General features: G+C 28.5%; 11 protein-coding genes and 1 pseudogene. All 12 read left to right on the forward strand.

From position 1 onward, the window contains the following. Positions 1–3: 3 nt before the first annotated feature. The 12 genes and pseudogenes from L8W55_RS04055 (at position 4) to L8W55_RS04110 (ending at position 16,080) form a co-directional block, all read left to right on the forward strand. The gene (locus L8W55_RS04055; protein ID WP_412175267.1) at positions 4–960 is read left to right on the forward strand and encodes a KpsF/GutQ family sugar-phosphate isomerase; all 957 of its coding nucleotides are present in this window, start codon (positions 4–6) and stop codon (positions 958–960) included. Next, positions 957–3,125, forward strand: coding sequence for a galactosyltransferase-related protein (locus L8W55_RS04060; RefSeq protein WP_263677448.1), 2,169 nt, complete (start codon positions 957–959; stop codon positions 3,123–3,125). Before L8W55_RS04055 ends, L8W55_RS04060 begins: the two co-directional genes overlap by 4 nt. After that, complete coding sequence (locus L8W55_RS04065) at positions 3,106–4,866, forward strand: hypothetical protein (protein ID WP_263677449.1); 1,761 nt, start codon at positions 3,106–3,108, stop codon at positions 4,864–4,866. The genes L8W55_RS04060 and L8W55_RS04065 overlap by 20 nt, the downstream gene beginning before the upstream one ends. Further along, a pseudogene (locus L8W55_RS07965) lies at positions 4,856–5,851 on the forward strand (glycosyltransferase family 2 protein); the annotation flags it as partial. The gene L8W55_RS04065 and the pseudogene L8W55_RS07965, both read left to right, overlap by 11 nt. A 2,256-nt stretch (positions 5,852–8,107) precedes the next feature. Further along, complete coding sequence (locus L8W55_RS04075) at positions 8,108–9,928, forward strand: hypothetical protein (RefSeq protein WP_263677452.1); 1,821 nt, start codon at positions 8,108–8,110, stop codon at positions 9,926–9,928. After that, a complete protein-coding gene (locus L8W55_RS04080; RefSeq protein WP_263677454.1) occupies positions 9,925–11,175 on the forward strand; it encodes a protoporphyrinogen/coproporphyrinogen oxidase in 1,251 nt (416 codons plus the stop codon). The genes L8W55_RS04075 and L8W55_RS04080 overlap by 4 nt, the downstream gene beginning before the upstream one ends. After that, positions 11,175–11,717, forward strand: coding sequence for a dTDP-4-dehydrorhamnose 3,5-epimerase family protein (locus L8W55_RS04085; RefSeq protein ID WP_263677456.1), 543 nt, complete (start codon positions 11,175–11,177; stop codon positions 11,715–11,717). Before L8W55_RS04080 ends, L8W55_RS04085 begins: the two co-directional genes overlap by 1 nt. A gap of 3 nt (positions 11,718–11,720) precedes the next feature. Next, entirely contained in the window at positions 11,721–12,764 is a 1,044-nt protein-coding gene (locus L8W55_RS04090) for an NAD-dependent epimerase/dehydratase family protein (protein ID WP_263677457.1), read from the forward strand. A gap of 12 nt (positions 12,765–12,776) precedes the next feature. After that, positions 12,777–13,808 (forward strand): GDP-mannose 4,6-dehydratase, encoded by a 1,032-nt coding sequence (locus tag L8W55_RS04095; RefSeq protein ID WP_263677458.1) that lies wholly within the window; start codon positions 12,777–12,779, stop codon positions 13,806–13,808. A gap of 5 nt (positions 13,809–13,813) precedes the next feature. Then, positions 13,814–14,830 carry a dehydrogenase gene (locus tag L8W55_RS04100; RefSeq protein WP_263677459.1) on the forward strand — a complete coding sequence of 339 codons (1,017 nt, stop codon included), beginning with the start codon at positions 13,814–13,816 and terminating at the stop codon, positions 14,828–14,830. Then, complete coding sequence (locus tag L8W55_RS04105) at positions 14,818–15,411, forward strand: D-sedoheptulose 7-phosphate isomerase (protein ID WP_263677460.1); 594 nt, start codon at positions 14,818–14,820, stop codon at positions 15,409–15,411. Before L8W55_RS04100 ends, L8W55_RS04105 begins: the two co-directional genes overlap by 13 nt. After that, the gene (locus tag L8W55_RS04110; RefSeq protein WP_263677461.1) at positions 15,412–16,080 is read left to right on the forward strand and encodes a nucleotidyltransferase family protein; all 669 of its coding nucleotides are present in this window, start codon (positions 15,412–15,414) and stop codon (positions 16,078–16,080) included. It begins immediately after the preceding gene. Positions 16,081–16,123 lie beyond the last annotated feature (43 nt).

Genomic DNA, 16,123 nt, shown 5'->3' on the forward strand with positions numbered 1-16,123 from the left:
TAGATGAGTCAAATCGATGCAATTAAAATAGCCAAAGAAGTTTTTGAGATAGAATCAAAAACGATTTTAGATTTATGTGATAATTTAGATGAAGGTTTTAATAAAGCGGTTGAGCTGATTTTATCTATCAAAGGTAGATGTGTAGTAAGTGGAATGGGTAAGTCAGGTCATATAGGGGCTAAGATAGCTGCAACCTTGGCTAGCACAGGCACTCCAAGCTTTTTTATGCATCCAGGTGAAGCTTTACACGGAGATCTTGGTATGCTTACAAGTGAGGATGTGCTTTTAGCTATTTCAAATTCAGGAGAAACTGAAGAGGTTTTAAAGCTTATACCAGTAATTAAAAAAAGAAAAATTCCTTTAATTGTCATGGCTGGAAATCAAAACTCTACCCTAGCCAAACAAGCAGATATTTTTATAAACATAGCAGTAAAAAAAGAAGCTTGCCCACTTCAGCTTGCTCCAACTTCATCTACTACGGCTACTTTAGCGATGGGTGATGCTATAGCAGTGGCTTTAATGAGAGCAAGGAAATTTAGACCTGATGATTTTGCTTTATTTCATCCAGGGGGAAGCTTGGGTAGAAAGCTTTTAACTAGGGTGAGTGATTTGATGGTGTCAAATAATCTACCTATAGTAAATCCTGAGAGTGAATTTAATGAGCTAGTTGATGTGATGACTAGTGGTAAATTAGGACTTTGTATAGTACTTGAAAATGAAAAGCTAGTTGGGATTATCACAGATGGAGACTTAAGAAGAGCATTAAGGGCAAATGATAAGCCAAGATTTGATTTTAAAGCTAAAGAAATTATGAGTGAGAGTCCAAAAACCATAGAAGCAAGTGCTATGGCAAGTGAAGCAGAAGAGCTTATGTTAAAACACAAAATCAAAGAAATAGTTGTCACCCAAGATGAAAAAATAGTAGGTATTATACAACTTTATGCGATAGGAAATGTGTGAAACTTTCTATTATTATACCTTTTGGTTTAAGCAAGGAAAGAATTTATATAAAAGATCGTGTTGTTCAAAAAGCATGTGAGTTTAAAAGCGATGACAAAGTTGAATATATATTTGTTGAAGGATATTCTTCTTTGGAAAATGATTTAAAGTACATCATCGAAAAAAATGGACATATTTATCTTAAGGATGAAAGTCAAAAAGAATTTTTCTCACAAGGAAAATGTCGCAACTTGGGTGCATCTTTTGCAAATTCAGATGTAGCAATGTTTTTAGATGTGGATTGTTATTTTTCTACAAAAACTCTTGAGTTAATTTTGCAGCTTATAGATATAAAAAATATCGCGCAAAATATTAATGAGTTTTTAGTACTTCCTGTTATTTATCTTAGTAAGGAAGGCAGTGAGTTTATTTGCACACAAGAAAAAGATTTATGGGATAGTTTGATTAAAAATGATTTAATAAATGGAAAAAGAGAGTGGATTAAGTATTTTTCTTTAAGCTCTAGTTCTTTAGTTTTAAATAAACATAAATTTCTATCTTTAGGTGGAAATAATGAAGCATTTATAGGTCATAGTTATGAAGATCATGATTTTTACGCAAGATTGTTATTTGAAACAACTTCTTTTGAAAAAATGCCAAAAAAGTTATGTTATGATGAGGGAAGTTGGAATATAAAAGAATTTAAAGGTTTTAGAACTTGGTTTTCTATGCTTGGCTATGAGATGAGTTTTCATGGTGCTTATATGTATCATTTTTATCATGATGAGCCAAATCAAAATAACTACATGGGGAATAGATTTCAAAATCATAGAAAATTTTATAATAATTTAAAAAATTTAAAAGATTATAGTATACCACCACTTCAAGATAAGATAGCGATAAATAAAAATATTTTATTGCTATGTAATAATGATAAATTGATACTTAATTCAATAAAAGATGTGAGTGTTTATCTTGGTAAAATACAAAGCAAAAGTGAAAATTTTTTCTTCAATGAAGACGAATTTAATAGCAATAAATTTTTAAACTTCATTCAAGAAAATCATATTGAATGTGTGTTATTTCCAAACCCATATGGTAATGAAAAGAGGCTAATTATTTATGAATTTGTGAAAAATAATAATCTTAAATTTATTTGTTATGATAGAGGAGCTTTGCCTGATAGTTGGTTTTTTGACACCAAAGGATTCAATTATGATTCTTCTACTTATAAAGAAGAAAATTGGAATAAAAAATTAACCATAGAAGAAATTAATGAATGTAAAGAGTATATAAATAAAGTCTTAAATGAAGATAATTTTTTAGAAAAACAAGAAAAAAGAAATCCTGAAAAGCTAAAAAGCAAATTAAATACAAAAGGCAAAAAAATAGTTTTTGTTCCCTTACAAGTTGAAAACGATACAGTGGTAAAATATTTTACTTATACACCTTTTGAGTATAATAACTTTTTAGAGATTATCAATGAAGTAGCAAAACATCTAAAATATAGTCATGTTTTTTTAATCAAAAAACACCCTTTAACTTGCAAAATCAATAAAACAAGTTATGACTCACTAGTTTTTACAGAAGATGATACAAATATTATTGATTTGCTTGATATGTGTGATGTAGTATTGACTTTAAATTCTGGTGTGGGGGTTTATGCTATGATGATGAATAAACCTTGTATTAATTGCGCATTTGCTTTTTATGCTATTAATGGAGTTAATTATCAAGTGTTAAATAAAGATGAGTTATTAAAGTATTTGAAAAGTGATTTAAGTGTTGATTATGAAAAAGTTATAAGGTTTATATATTATCTTAAAAACAATGTATATAGTTTTGGAAAATCTAAGTATAAAGTAGTTCAAAAAAATAACAGAATTTATTCTAAAGTATATGAAACGAAATATTATTGTATTAATATAGATTTAAAGAATTATTTAAATGTTAAAAATATAAATAAAATTCATTATAGTCTAAAGTCCTTGATTTATAGACCATATATTAACGAAATTGATCATACAGGTATCATGATAAAAGTATTTAATCTGATTTTTCCAGATTTTATAAAATTAAGAATTATGCATACTAGGTTTTATAAGCTTTTTAGAAAATTGATATATAATCCAAAACAATTTTTTCAAGATAGGTGTAGTAAAAAATATGGCAAAAAAACAAATTAAGGTAGTTTTATTTGGTGGAAGTAATTCTATAATTAAAAATGGATTACAAAAAGGACTTCAACAAGAAAATGTATTGCTTTGTAATTTTGCTTTAGGTGCTACAACATCCATACAAAATCTATATGAACTTATACGAAGACAAGATGAAGTTAAAAATGCTGATTTGATTATCACGGAGTCGAATGTAAATGATAGTTTTTCTTCTAATTTAAATACATACAGAAATCTAAATTGGTTTTATGAAGAGATTTATAAAACAAATAAAAAAATATTAGTTTTAATTTTGCCTTATTATGGTGTAAATATTGTCAATACCAACAGAATTCATAGAAAACTGATAGAAAAATATGGCTTTAATTATATTGATATGCAAGAATACTATGATTTACATAATCTTGGATATTTTGCACAAGTAAAAGGTGCATATGGAATACATCAATGCGACTTTATCATGAGAAAACTAGGAGAAAATATTATCAAAAATATAAAAAATTTTTCTATTTCGCGCAAAATTATTGATTTAAAAAATCCAACTTTCTTGGTACATCCAGCCTCTGAATTTAAACATCAGGATATTTTTGAGATTGAAAATTCTATGTTTAAGGAAAAATATTGTAGGATAAAAAAAGGAGATGCGTTAAAATTTACTTCTAGATTTTACGGTTGTTATATTGTTGCTTATCATACGTGGAATAATACACAAAGGACTAAAATAACAACTCCTTCGGATTGGCTTGAAAGAAGAAAGGTTAAATCAAAATTAATTTTAAATAATAAAGATCGTTCGTATTATGCTAAGCCATGCTTAGATAATATTTTTTATGAAACAGGATTTTGGCCTATCGATGATACTTCTAAAGTTGAAGTCGATTTTGATGATTTATCTACGGTGTTTTTCAACCATGTTGATTTGATTTCGTTTTTTATTATTGAAAATAATGGGGAAATTTACACAGATAATGTTATATACGATGAATTTTTATGCAATGAGATGGAAATTCCAAAAGAATACAATTTTAATCATTTAATACCTTCAGTAGAATGGTATAAGGAAATAATTGACGAATATTGTTCTGCAATGGATCCAATTAAATTACAACCTTTACAAAATCAAATAAGCGCATTAAACTCTAAAATTTCTTTATTAGAACAAAATAAGGTTCAATTATCCCAAGAAAAAGACAAAGTTCAACAAGATAACATTATCTTAAAGCAAACTTTAAATTCTTTGCCTATAAAAAAACAGCAACTTGAAATTTCTAATTTAGAACAAGATTTAATTAATAAAAAACTACAAACAAAACAATTATCAAAAAAACTTGGTATTAAAGTGAATGATTTTATGCCTAAAATAACTATGATCAACCCAGCTTCAGCCAAAGCAAGAATTCAAAACCAACTCTCATATAAACTAGGTCAAGCTATGATAGTTAATTCTAAATCTTTCTTAGGTTATATAAGAATGCCTTTTGTGTTATCCTACATCAAAGATAAACACAAACAAGAACAAAAAATCTATCAAGAAAAAATAAAAAAAGACCCATCATTAGCATTACCTCCATTAGAAAGCTATCCTGATTATCAAGAAGCCTTAAAGTTTAAAAATCATCTCTCTTATAAACTTGGACAAGCTCTTATACAAGCTAATAAAACTTGGTATGGGGGGGGGTATATCAAGTTGCTGTTTAAAATTAGGAAGTTGAAAAAACAATACATAAAGAAAGGTGTAAATGAAAGATAATAAAACCGTAGGCGTAGTAATCCCCATATACAATGTAGAAAAATATCTAAAAGAATGTTTAGATAGTGTAATCAATCAAACTTATACTAACTTAGAAGTCATACTAGTAAATGATGGTAGCACAGATGAAAACTCACTCAATATTGCAAAAGAATATACTCTAAAAGATAAAAGAATAACTCTTTTTGATAAAAAAAATGGTGGACAAAGCACAGCAAGAAATGTAGGTATAGAATATTTTAGTGGAGAATATAAACTCAAAAACAAAACCCAAACTATAAAAGAAAATTCTTTAATAGAATTTAATATAGAAGGTCATAATCCTTATGAAATATATACTGTATATAAAAGCTATAAAGCTTTTAATGATGAACAAGATTTAACCAACTTTACTTATCCTATTATAGATTATATTATCTTTTTAGATTCTGATGATTATTGGGAATTAAACTGCATAGAAGAATGTGTACCTAGAATGGATGGGGTTGATGTGGTGTGGTTTGATAATGCTTTTGATTATGAAATAGAAAAAAAATTCTATAATCGAAGACACGAGTTAAAAAAAAGCTTTATGAAATTATATAATTATGAATTTTCTCGTGTGATTACAAATAAAGAATGGCTAGATCTGGTAGACAATACAAATTCTGTTTTTGCTTTTGTTTGGGCTGGAATGATTGATTTTTCATTTCTACAAAAAATTGATTTAAAATTTTTGGATTACTTTATACACGAGGATCATCATTTTGGGATTTTATTATTTTTACAAGCCCGTTATATTTATGTTTTTAATGAGGAGTTGTATCACTATCGTATAGTTTCAAATACAACTTGCTCGTATGATAATGAGATTACAAACATCCCTTCTCATATTAAACACTATATAGAAGTTTTTGGTGATATTTCTCTGGCAAAAAGATATCATATGTTAAGCAGTATTTTTATGAATGCATTGAAAATTATCGAATATATAAAAAAAGAGCAAGACATTGGTTTTGCTAAACAAATAGAAAAAAAGTTTTTTTACTTTTTATATATGTTCCATTTTGGTTTATATGAATTAAAACAAGATCCTTTGCAAATGATAGGCAAGTTAAAAACACTAAAAATAATTTTTTCTGAACATTCATTGCAATATCCAGAATTTTATTTTTATGTTGAAAATGGAACTGGGATTCAGAAGATAAAGGAAAGCCCAGAGTATAAGCTTGGAGTTGAAATTGTAGATAGCTTTAAAAACGATAGTTTTTTCAAAACTTTGTATAAAATATATAACAATTTTAAACAATTAAAGAAAATAAAAGAGCATGATTATCTTGCTTCTGATTTACCTTATGAAGCATATCCTGATTATTTGGATGTCATGAAAATTCAAAGATTTTTATCGTATAGAATAGGTAGTTGTTTTGTTTCTTGCCGCAAAGATAACAAAACTTTTATCTATACAATGTATAAAATGATGGATGTTCTTAGGAGATGGAGAAAAGAAAAGAATGTAAAACTGCATATTAAAAAGATTAATGATTGGGATGATATAAATAAAAAATTATATCCAATTTTCAAAGATTTTGACTTGATAAACATAAGCTCAAATGCAGATGTGTTAAAAAAATGTATACTTGATAAAAATAAAGATTTATATTGGCTATGTGATCTTGGGTATAGTGTTTTAGCTGAAGGGGTTAAACTAGCTTTTGATAGACAAATAGAAAAGGAGAAATTAAAAGTATATCTATATAATGATTGGCAAGCCATTTTAGTGGAGAATGATTTAATTTTTAACACAGATAAGTCTGATGAGTATTATATTAATATATCTGAATGCATAGAAATAAAAGGTGTTAAAGTTTTTACGCAAGATCTAAATATAGAATTAAAAAATTTGCAGATTCTAGTGCGAAAAACACAAGGGTATGTTGTTTCTACAAAACCGGATGCATTTGGTATGAGATTGGCTGGTATATTGGTAGGTATGTATCTTTCTAGACAAATCAACTTTAAATTTGCTTTCACATGGGAAAATAGCATTGATGTGGATTTTTTAAATGTTCAAAAAAGTGTTAAAACTAACGAAGTGCATTATTTGGGAAACGCTATGGAAGATGTAACGCATGTATTTGATGACAAATTTATTAAACGGTATATGATACCTTCTAAATGCGCTATGCCTAGTTGGGGTCATAATTTAGGATTTAATAAAAGAAGTTTATATGATTTAAAATACAAAAAAAGTGATGAAACATGGGGGTGGTATTCAACAGATATTTTGCCAAGCAAGTGGATTAAGGGTTGTGATGAAAAACAAGCATTGAAAGATATATCAGAAATCTACCAAACTATTGATTTTTCAAGCTCTTTTAGGGAAATTATCAATGATGTAAATACGATTTATAAAAAAATGAATCAAAAATTTGTTGCTATACATATAAGAGGAGGAGAAATTATCTTTTCTGATTCTAGAAAAGTACCTGGATGGTGTGTCGTCGAAGAACGATATTTTCCTTATGAAATTGCATTGGAGATTATATTAAAAGAGATTCAAAACGGTAATTTTGTAATTGTTTTTGGTCAAGATTTGAAATCAAATGCTCTATTATCTAGCTATGTTTCATCAAAAATTGGTAATCATGAGGCTATTAAATGTGTAGACGATTTTATTACTAAACAATACTCTGACATGGAAAGAAGCTTTTTTGATATGAATTTAATGTCAAAGGCTGAAAAAATTTATTCAGCTAGAGAATCTGTTTTTTCTAAAGTATCGATGATGATATCTGGAAAAAATAACTTGATTTCTTATCATAGTTTGTTTAATTTAAAAGAGCAGTATAATATTATTGAAAAAAATTTATATAAACTAGGTTTACATGATTTGTATACCGCTATGGCGTATTTTAGATTGTATTCTTTATCAAAGCAGCTTGGTGAAAGCGCTGAAAAATCATTTAGTATGATTCAACAAGCTTTAAAATATGATTTTGAGAATGATGCATATAGAATATATACAATTGATTTCTATCTTCAAACTAAACAATATCAGAAAGCAGAAGAACTTTTAAGATACGTTATGGAAAATAGAAAGGAAAAATTTATGAAGAATTTTTTTGAAAATTCATGTCAAAGTTTTAATCGTGAATATGAAACCTATATGCAATACAATGATGATAGGTATTTGCATTTAAACTATATGAAGAATGAAGTGATAAATTGGTTAAATAGAGACATTGAATAAGGAGCGGATTTGATGGGTAAAATTATAGTTGCAAATAGATATGATGGATTAGGTGAAAGATTTTTGGCTTTTATGAATGCTATATATTTATCAGATCTTTACAATTGCAATTTTAAATTTATTTGGAATTCTATGGATGAAACTAATTTGGATTTAAATGCTGAAGGAGTTGTCTTTCCTAGTGTTCCGCCCAAAGAATTTTTCTTTTCTGAAAAATTTATTTTAAATTACTATTATTACGATTATAATCAAACAGCGTATGATACTTATTTATGGACGTGTCATAAAAAAAATAGTTTTGAAGTTATCAGTAATTTTTTTCAGAAAAACAATATATTGCAATGTAATTTGAATACTGATATATCAAATTTTTTTAGTGATATTTCTAAAATACAATATAAAAATAGCATGAAGTCAATTTGGAATAATATTGATTTTTCAAAAGAAATAAATGATGCTCTAGAGTATGGAAAAAAAATTGGAGATTTTCTTAATCAAAATTATATTACAATGCATGTTAGAGGGGGCGATATTTTTTACAGAACAGATGTTTTATATCTTTGTCGCTTTAAAGCATTGGAGGTATGTTTATCTATAGATGTAATAAAAAAAAATAAGAGCGAAAATATTGTCTTATTGGGTAATGATGAAAAATTAAATACGAAACTAAAAAATACCTTTACGCAACTAGGATATAATGTATTTACTTCTAATGATTTTACAAAAGACCATGATTTTGATGTGAATCAAAAAGCTATTTTTGATATTACTTTAATGGCTAACTCGAAAAAGCTATATTTGAGCGGGAGTAGCGGCTTTTCTAATTTGTCTTACTTGATAGGAAATTGTGAAAGAATTTGTGTTTATGATATGTATTCTTTGCAAGAAAAGTATAATATAATAAAAAGTAATCTACAAAAATTTGATTTCAATAATCATCAAAAATCTTTTGCATTTATTCATTTGTATATTTATGCTAAAGAATTAAATATATCAATATCAGAGCAAATTGAAAATATAAAAGAAGCAATGCAAGTCAGGGATGATGCATTTGTTTTTAAGGTCTTTTATGTTGATTTATTGTTAAAAAATGATCAGCCTGATGTTGCTGAGGAATTTTTTGTTGCAAATATCAACAATATGGATAAATTTTTTGAAAATTTATTGTATAATGGATGGGGTGGTCCTGAATATTTTCTTTATGATTTTGTTTTTTTAAGTTACTTAAATATAAAAAATATAGCAAAATATCCAAATCTTTATTGCGTGACATATTATTTGATCTATAAGCTAATAACCACCAACAATAAGAAATTTAAAGATAAAATAGATTTTTTTTTAAGGTATAATTATTTTGATAAAAAAGTGTTATCTAGTTGTCTTTTTTTAAATAATCACGAAAAGATTATTTTGCTTTTAGAGAGTGAAATAATAAAGTCTATTGATCGTTATGCTATACAATCTGAGTCAGCAAAAAAATACATATATGATCATTTAGCATACAAATTGGGTTTAGCATATAATATTTATTCCAAAGGTTTGTTTAATAAGTTAATGCTGCCTATTATATTAATATATATCAGCAAAGAACATAAACGAATTAAAATGATGAGGAGAAAAAAAATATTAGAAAATTTAGAATTAGGAATACCGTGCTTAAAAAATTATCCAGATTATAATGAAAGCTTAACAGAAAAAGACAGTTATAATTACAAACTCGGAGAAATAATAATCAGTGCTCATAAAAATTGGTATAAGGGTGGTTATATTAAAATGATGTTTGATATTTATAAGCTAAAAAACAAAATGAAATCAAGGAGTGAAGAATGAAAATAGGTATTATTGGTGCTGGTATATCTGGTATGTCTGTTGCAAGACTTCTAAAAGATGACTTTGAAGTAGAGGTTTTAGAAAAATCTAATGTTGTAGGCGGTATCGCTAGAACAAAAGATGTTGATGGTAAGCCATACCATGTAAATGGTGGACATTGTTTTAATTCTAAATTTGATGATGTTTTGGATTTTGTGTTTAATACTGTATTAAGTAAAGATAAATGGAATTATTTGCCTAGAAAAGCTGAAATCTTGTTTAAAGAAAATTGGATTACATATCCTATAGAATTCTCAATCAAAGAAATAGATAATTTTGATACAAATTTGGCTTTTAAAATAACAAATGAAATGTTTAATGCTTCATATGAGAAAGGAAACAATCTCGAAGAGTGGTTTATAAATCATTTTGGCCCAACTTTGGCAAAAGAATATTTTATACCGTATAATACTAAAATTTGGGGCATAGCGCCAAAAAATATGGATAATGTATGGATAGAAGATGAAAAGCAAATGAAACTTCCTGTTCCAACAAAGGAGAGTTTTTATAAGTCATTGATTGATAAAACAACTGATAAGATGTCTCATGCTGCTTTTTATTATCCAAAAACAAATAATCAAAATACTTTTATAGAAGCTATAGGGGAAAATGTAAATATTCTTACGAATTATGAGGTAAAAGATCTTAAAAAAGAAAACAACCAATGGGTTGTTAATGGTGAAAAAAAATATGATATACTGATAAATACAAGTCCATTGGATCTTGTACCTAAAATTTTAAAGGATATTCCCGCTGAAGCTTTAAGTTGCTTTAAAAAACTTAAATACAATAAAGTTACAAATATTTTTTGGGAAACAGATGGAAGTTTAGATATTACTTGGGGTTATATTCCAGATTCAAGTATAGGTTTCCATAGAATTTCTAATACTGGCTCTATAGTGCAACCAAAAGGAAAATTTTGTACAACAGAGGCGATAGGTGAAATTGCTTATGATAAACTAGTGAGAGAAGGGAAAAAAATACCATTTTTGAAAAAACCAATTGATTATAATGTTACAGAACATGCTTATGTTTTTTTTGATCTAAACTATACTCAAGCAAAAACAGGTGCAATTTCATATTTGAATTCACTTGGAATTTTCTCACATGGTAGATTTGGCGAATGGGAGTATTATAATATGGATGTATGTATTAAGAGATCTATTGATCTAGCTAAAAGTATAAAAGAAAAATATAAAGGAAAATAATGGCGATAGAATTTGATATACAAGAATCAAAAAATTTAAAAGGAGTATATATAATAACTCCTAATAAATTTAGAGATTTGCGTGGAGAAATATGGACGGCTTTTACAAGTGAAGCTATAGATAAACTTTTGCCAGATAATCTTCAATTTATACATGATAAATTTATTCACTCTAGACATAATGTTATAAGAGGTATACACGGGGATCATAAAACATATAAACTAGCTACTTGTGTTTATGGAGAAATCCATCAGGTTGTGGTTGATTGTAGACAAGATTCGCCTACTTATTTAAAACATGAAAAATTTATAATAAATCAAGATAACCAAAAAATTATCTTAGTTCCAGCTGGATTTGGAAATGCACATTATGTGAGTAGCGAAAGTGCAGTGTATTATTACAAATGTGCATATAAAGGAGAATATGTGGACGCAAATGAACAATTCACCTATGCTTGGAATGATGAGAGAATAGGAGTTGATTGGCCAACAAAATCTCCAATCCTTTCAGAAAGAGATATTTTAGCTGTAAGCAAGGAGTGATTTATGGAAAAAAATTCAAAGATTTATATAGTAGGACACCGCGGATCTGCCGGAAGTGCCATAATGGAAAAATTGCAAAAACTAGGTTATAATAATCTAATATATGCAACAAGAGAAGAGCTAAACTTACTTGATTTTAGTACTGTAAAAAAATTTTTTGACAATAATCAACCAGAATATGTTTTTTTTGCAGCGGCAAAAATGAGTGCTTTGGGTGTAAAAGCTCCAGCTGATATTTTATACGAAAATTTAACAATTCAGAATAATATATTTTTCAATTCGTATAGTTCAAATGTAAAAAAATTAATTTTTTTTGGTAGCTCTTGGATGTATCCTCAGTGTGCAGATAATCCTATCAAAGAAGAAAGTTTGCTTACAAGTGAGTTAGAATATAATGCTGAACCATATGCTTTAGCAAAGATTGCTGGAGTTAGAATGTGTGAATTTTATAATTTACAATATAATACTAATTTTATTTCAGTTGCATTGACTAATTTATATGGAAAAACAGCTGATTATAACTTAAAAACAGCTAGGGTATTACCAGCGATGCTTAGAAAATTTCATTTAGCAAAACTTCTTAATGAAAAGAGGTATGATGAAATTTTATTAGATCTTAACTTGCAAGATCAAGATGAAGCGATAAGTTATCTTAATGCTAATGGAATTTATGGAGAGCATATAGAGCTTTGGGGTGCGGGTAAGACTAGGAGGGAATTTATACATTCAGATGATTTGGCAGATGTTTGTATATATATAATGAATAATATTAATTTTAGCGATCTATCTAAAAATAATATAAAAAATACACATATTAATGTGGGCACAGGTAGCGATTTGTCTATTGCAGAATTAGCTTATTTAATAAAACAAATTACACAGTATCAAGGTGAAATAAAATTTGATATAAGCAAACCGGATAGTTCTATGAATAGACTACTTGATTGTTCTAAAATTCATTCTTTGGGTTGGAAACATAAAATAGAACTTGAAGAAGGTATTAAGATGATGTATGAAGATTACCTTCAAAATAGTAAAAAAGCTTAAGAGGGTTTTGATATGAAAAAAACAGCATTGATTACAGGTTTTACAGGTCAAGTTGGCTCGCAAATGGCGGACTTTTTACTAGAAAATACTGACTATGATGTTATAGGTATGATGCGTTGGCAAGAACCTATGGATAATATCTATCATCTAAGTGATAGGATTAATAAAAAAGATAGAATTAGTATTTTTTATGCTGATTTGAATGATTATTCAAGTATTCAAAAGCTTTTTGAAAGCAAGCGACCGGATGTGATCTTTCATTTGGCTGCACAGTCTTACCCAAAAACCTCTTTTGATATACCTATAGAAACCTTACAAACTAATATCATAGGTACAGCAAATATTTTAGAAAATATTAGATTGTTAAAAGCCAAAGATGGTTATGATCCTGTAGTGCATGTGTGTTCTTCTAGTGAAGTTTATGGTAGGGCAAAAGTAGGTGTTAAGTTAAACGAAGATACAACCTTTCATGGCGCAAGTCCTTATAGTATAAGTAAAATCGGTACAGATTATTTGGGAAGATTCTATGGTGAGGCTTATGGCATAAAAACTTATGTCACTAGGATGGGAACTCATAGTGGTCCAAGACGTTCTGATGTGTTTTTTGAAAGTACAGTTGCAAAGCAAATCGCATTGATTGAAGCGGGTTACCAAGAGCCTGTTATCAAAGTAGGAAATTTATCAAGTGTAAGAACTTTTCAAGATGCCAGAGATGCGATAAGGGCTTATTATTTGCTTTCATTAGAAAGTGAAAAAGGAAAAGTTCCTTGCGGTGAAGCTTTTAATATAGCGGGTGAAGAGGCTTTTAAGCTTCCTGAGGTTATCGATATACTTTTGAGTCTTTCTACAAGAAAAGATATCAAAGTAGAGCAAGATGAAGAAAGATTGCGTCCTATTGATGCAGACTATCAAATGTTTGATAATACTAAAATCAAAAGCTATATCAATTGGAAACCAGAAATTCCAGCTAGGCAGATGTTTGAAGATTTGCTAAATCATTGGAGAAAAGAAATTTCTATGGGTAGAATCCCACTTAATAGGTAGTAGTTATGATAATTCGTTCTCAAACTCCATTGCGCTTAGGTTTAGCTGGCGGGGGTACTGATATAAATTTATATTGTGATCAATATACAGGTTATGTTTTAAATGCGACTATATCTTTATATGTGCATTGTACTTTAGTAGAAAGAAATGATGGAAAAATCATCTTTGATTCATCAGATATAAATGTAAAAGCAGAGTATAAAAGCAAAGATTTTTTAGAAAATGATGGCAAGCTAGATCTTTATAAAGCAATTTACAATCGTTTAGTAAAAGATTATGTTAAAAAACCTTTGAGTTTTTCTTTGCATACTTATTCAGATGTACCAAGTGGTAGTGGGCTTGGTGGTAGTTCTACTTTGGTGGTGGGCATTATCAAAGCATTTGCTGAGTGGCTGAATTTACCTTTGGGTGAGTATGAGATTGCACGTTTAGCATATGAGATTGAACGAGAAGATATGGCTATAGTAGGTGGTGCACAAGATCAATACGCTGCAACTTTTGGTGGGTTTAACTTTATGGAATTTTATGATCAAAAAAGAGTGATCGTTAATCCTTTACGCATTAAAAATTGGATAGCAAGCGAGCTTGAAGCTAGAGTTTTGCTTTATTTTACAAATATTACTAGAGAAGCTAAAGATATAGAAGAGCATAAAAAAGGAAAACTAGGAGATAAAAGCTCTCTTAATGCTATGCATGCGATAAAGCAAGATGCGCTAGATATGAAAGAAGCATTATTTAGAGCTGATTTTGATAAAATAGCTCAAATTTTAGGCAAGTCATGGCAGTCAAAAAAGATCATTTCTGATATAGTAAGTAATGATGAACTTGAAAGAATTTATCATTTAGCCATGGAAAATGGTGCTTATAGTGGCAAAACAAGTGGAGCGGGCGCTGGAGGGTTTATGTTTTTTATGGTTGATCCTATAAAAAAATATAAACTTAAAAAAATTCTAAATGAACAGCAAGGATATGTGCAAGAGTTCTACTTCACTAAAGAAGGAGCAAAATCATGGAAAATTTAAATTTATATATAAAATCTCATTTTAGTGATTCAATTGATATTAAAACTAAGATTTTAAATGATAGCGATACGATCAGCTTAATCAAAGATGTGTCTTTAAAAGTAATCAATACTTATAAAAATGGCAATAAAACTTTACTAGCAGGCAATGGAGGAAGTGCGGCTGATGCACAGCACATAGCTGGGGAGTTTGTGAGTAGATTTTACTTTGACAGACCTGGTATTGCAAGCATTGCTTTAAGTACTGATACGAGCATTTTAACAGCTATTGGTAATGACTATGGCTATGAAAATTTATTTGCAAGACAAGTGCAAGCTCAAGGTGTGAGCGGAGATGTTTTTATAGGAATTTCTACAAGCGGAAATAGTAAAAATATCTTAAAAGCTTTAGAAATTTGTAAAGAAAAAGGAATTTTAAGCATAGGTTTAACCGGGGCTAGTGGCGGTGCTATGAATGAACTTTGTGATTATTGTATTAAAGTGCCATCATCTTGTACACCAAGGATTCAAGAAGCGCATATTTTGATAGGTCATATTATCTGTGCTATAGTAGAAGAAGAGCTTTTTGGTAAAGGGTTTTGATTGCAAGCTATAGTTTTAGCAGGAGGGCTTGGCACAAGGTTAAAAAGTGTAGTGCAAGATCTTCCAAAACCTATGGCACCCATTAATGGAAAGCCATTTTTAACCTTTGTCTTAGAGTATTTAAAAAAACAAGGAATTACTGAAGTTATCTTAAGTGTTTCGTATAAATACGAACTTATCCAAGAATACTTTAAAGATGAATTCGATGGTATAAAAATACGCTATAACATTGAAAAAGAGCTTTTAGGTACAGGTGGAGCTATAAAAGATGCTTTGAAGTTTATACAAAATCAAGCTTATGTTTTAAACGGGGATACTATTTTTGATATTGATCTAAAAAAACTTGCTTTAAATGATAGTAAAATTTGTATCGCACTCAAACAAATGCAAAATTTTGATAGATATGGTACTGTAAATGTTGATGATCAAGGTATTGTAACGTCTTTTGAAGAAAAGGTGTTTAAAAAACAAGGCTTAATCAATGGTGGTATATACTTACTGAAAAAAGATATTTTTGATGAATTTGATCTAGAGAAAAAATTTTCTTTTGAAGAATTTTTGCAAGAAAATTTTGAATTGTTAAAAATACAAACCCAAATTTTTGATGATTATTTTATTGATATTGGGGTACCACAAGATTACAAATTTTTTATAAAATATAAGGGGTAAAATGAAAAATTTTATTATCACTTTAACAGGTCTTGCAGGGAGC

It is taken from the genome of Campylobacter sp. FU_520, assembly GCF_025772385.1.
Taxonomy (GTDB): Bacteria; Campylobacterota; Campylobacteria; order Campylobacterales; family Campylobacteraceae; genus Campylobacter_D; species Campylobacter_D lari_C.

Excerpts from the sequence above, each read along its gene's own strand:
- L8W55_RS04105 (WP_263677460.1), top strand. The coding sequence starts at position 14,818 with ATGGAAAATTTAAATTTATATATAAAATCTCATTTTAGTGATTCAATT.
- L8W55_RS04080 (WP_263677454.1), top strand. The coding sequence starts at position 9,925 with ATGAAAATAGGTATTATTGGTGCTGGTATATCTGGTATGTCTGTTGCA.
- L8W55_RS04090 (WP_263677457.1), top strand. The coding sequence starts at position 11,721 with ATGGAAAAAAATTCAAAGATTTATATAGTAGGACACCGCGGATCTGCC.
- L8W55_RS04055 (WP_412175267.1), top strand. The coding sequence starts at position 4 with ATGAGTCAAATCGATGCAATTAAAATAGCCAAAGAAGTTTTTGAGATA.
- L8W55_RS04085 (WP_263677456.1), top strand. The coding sequence starts at position 11,175 with ATGGCGATAGAATTTGATATACAAGAATCAAAAAATTTAAAAGGAGTA.
- L8W55_RS04065 (WP_263677449.1), top strand. The coding sequence starts at position 3,106 with ATGGCAAAAAAACAAATTAAGGTAGTTTTATTTGGTGGAAGTAATTCT.
- L8W55_RS04095 (WP_263677458.1), top strand. The coding sequence starts at position 12,777 with ATGAAAAAAACAGCATTGATTACAGGTTTTACAGGTCAAGTTGGCTCG.
- L8W55_RS04100 (WP_263677459.1), top strand. The coding sequence starts at position 13,814 with ATGATAATTCGTTCTCAAACTCCATTGCGCTTAGGTTTAGCTGGCGGG.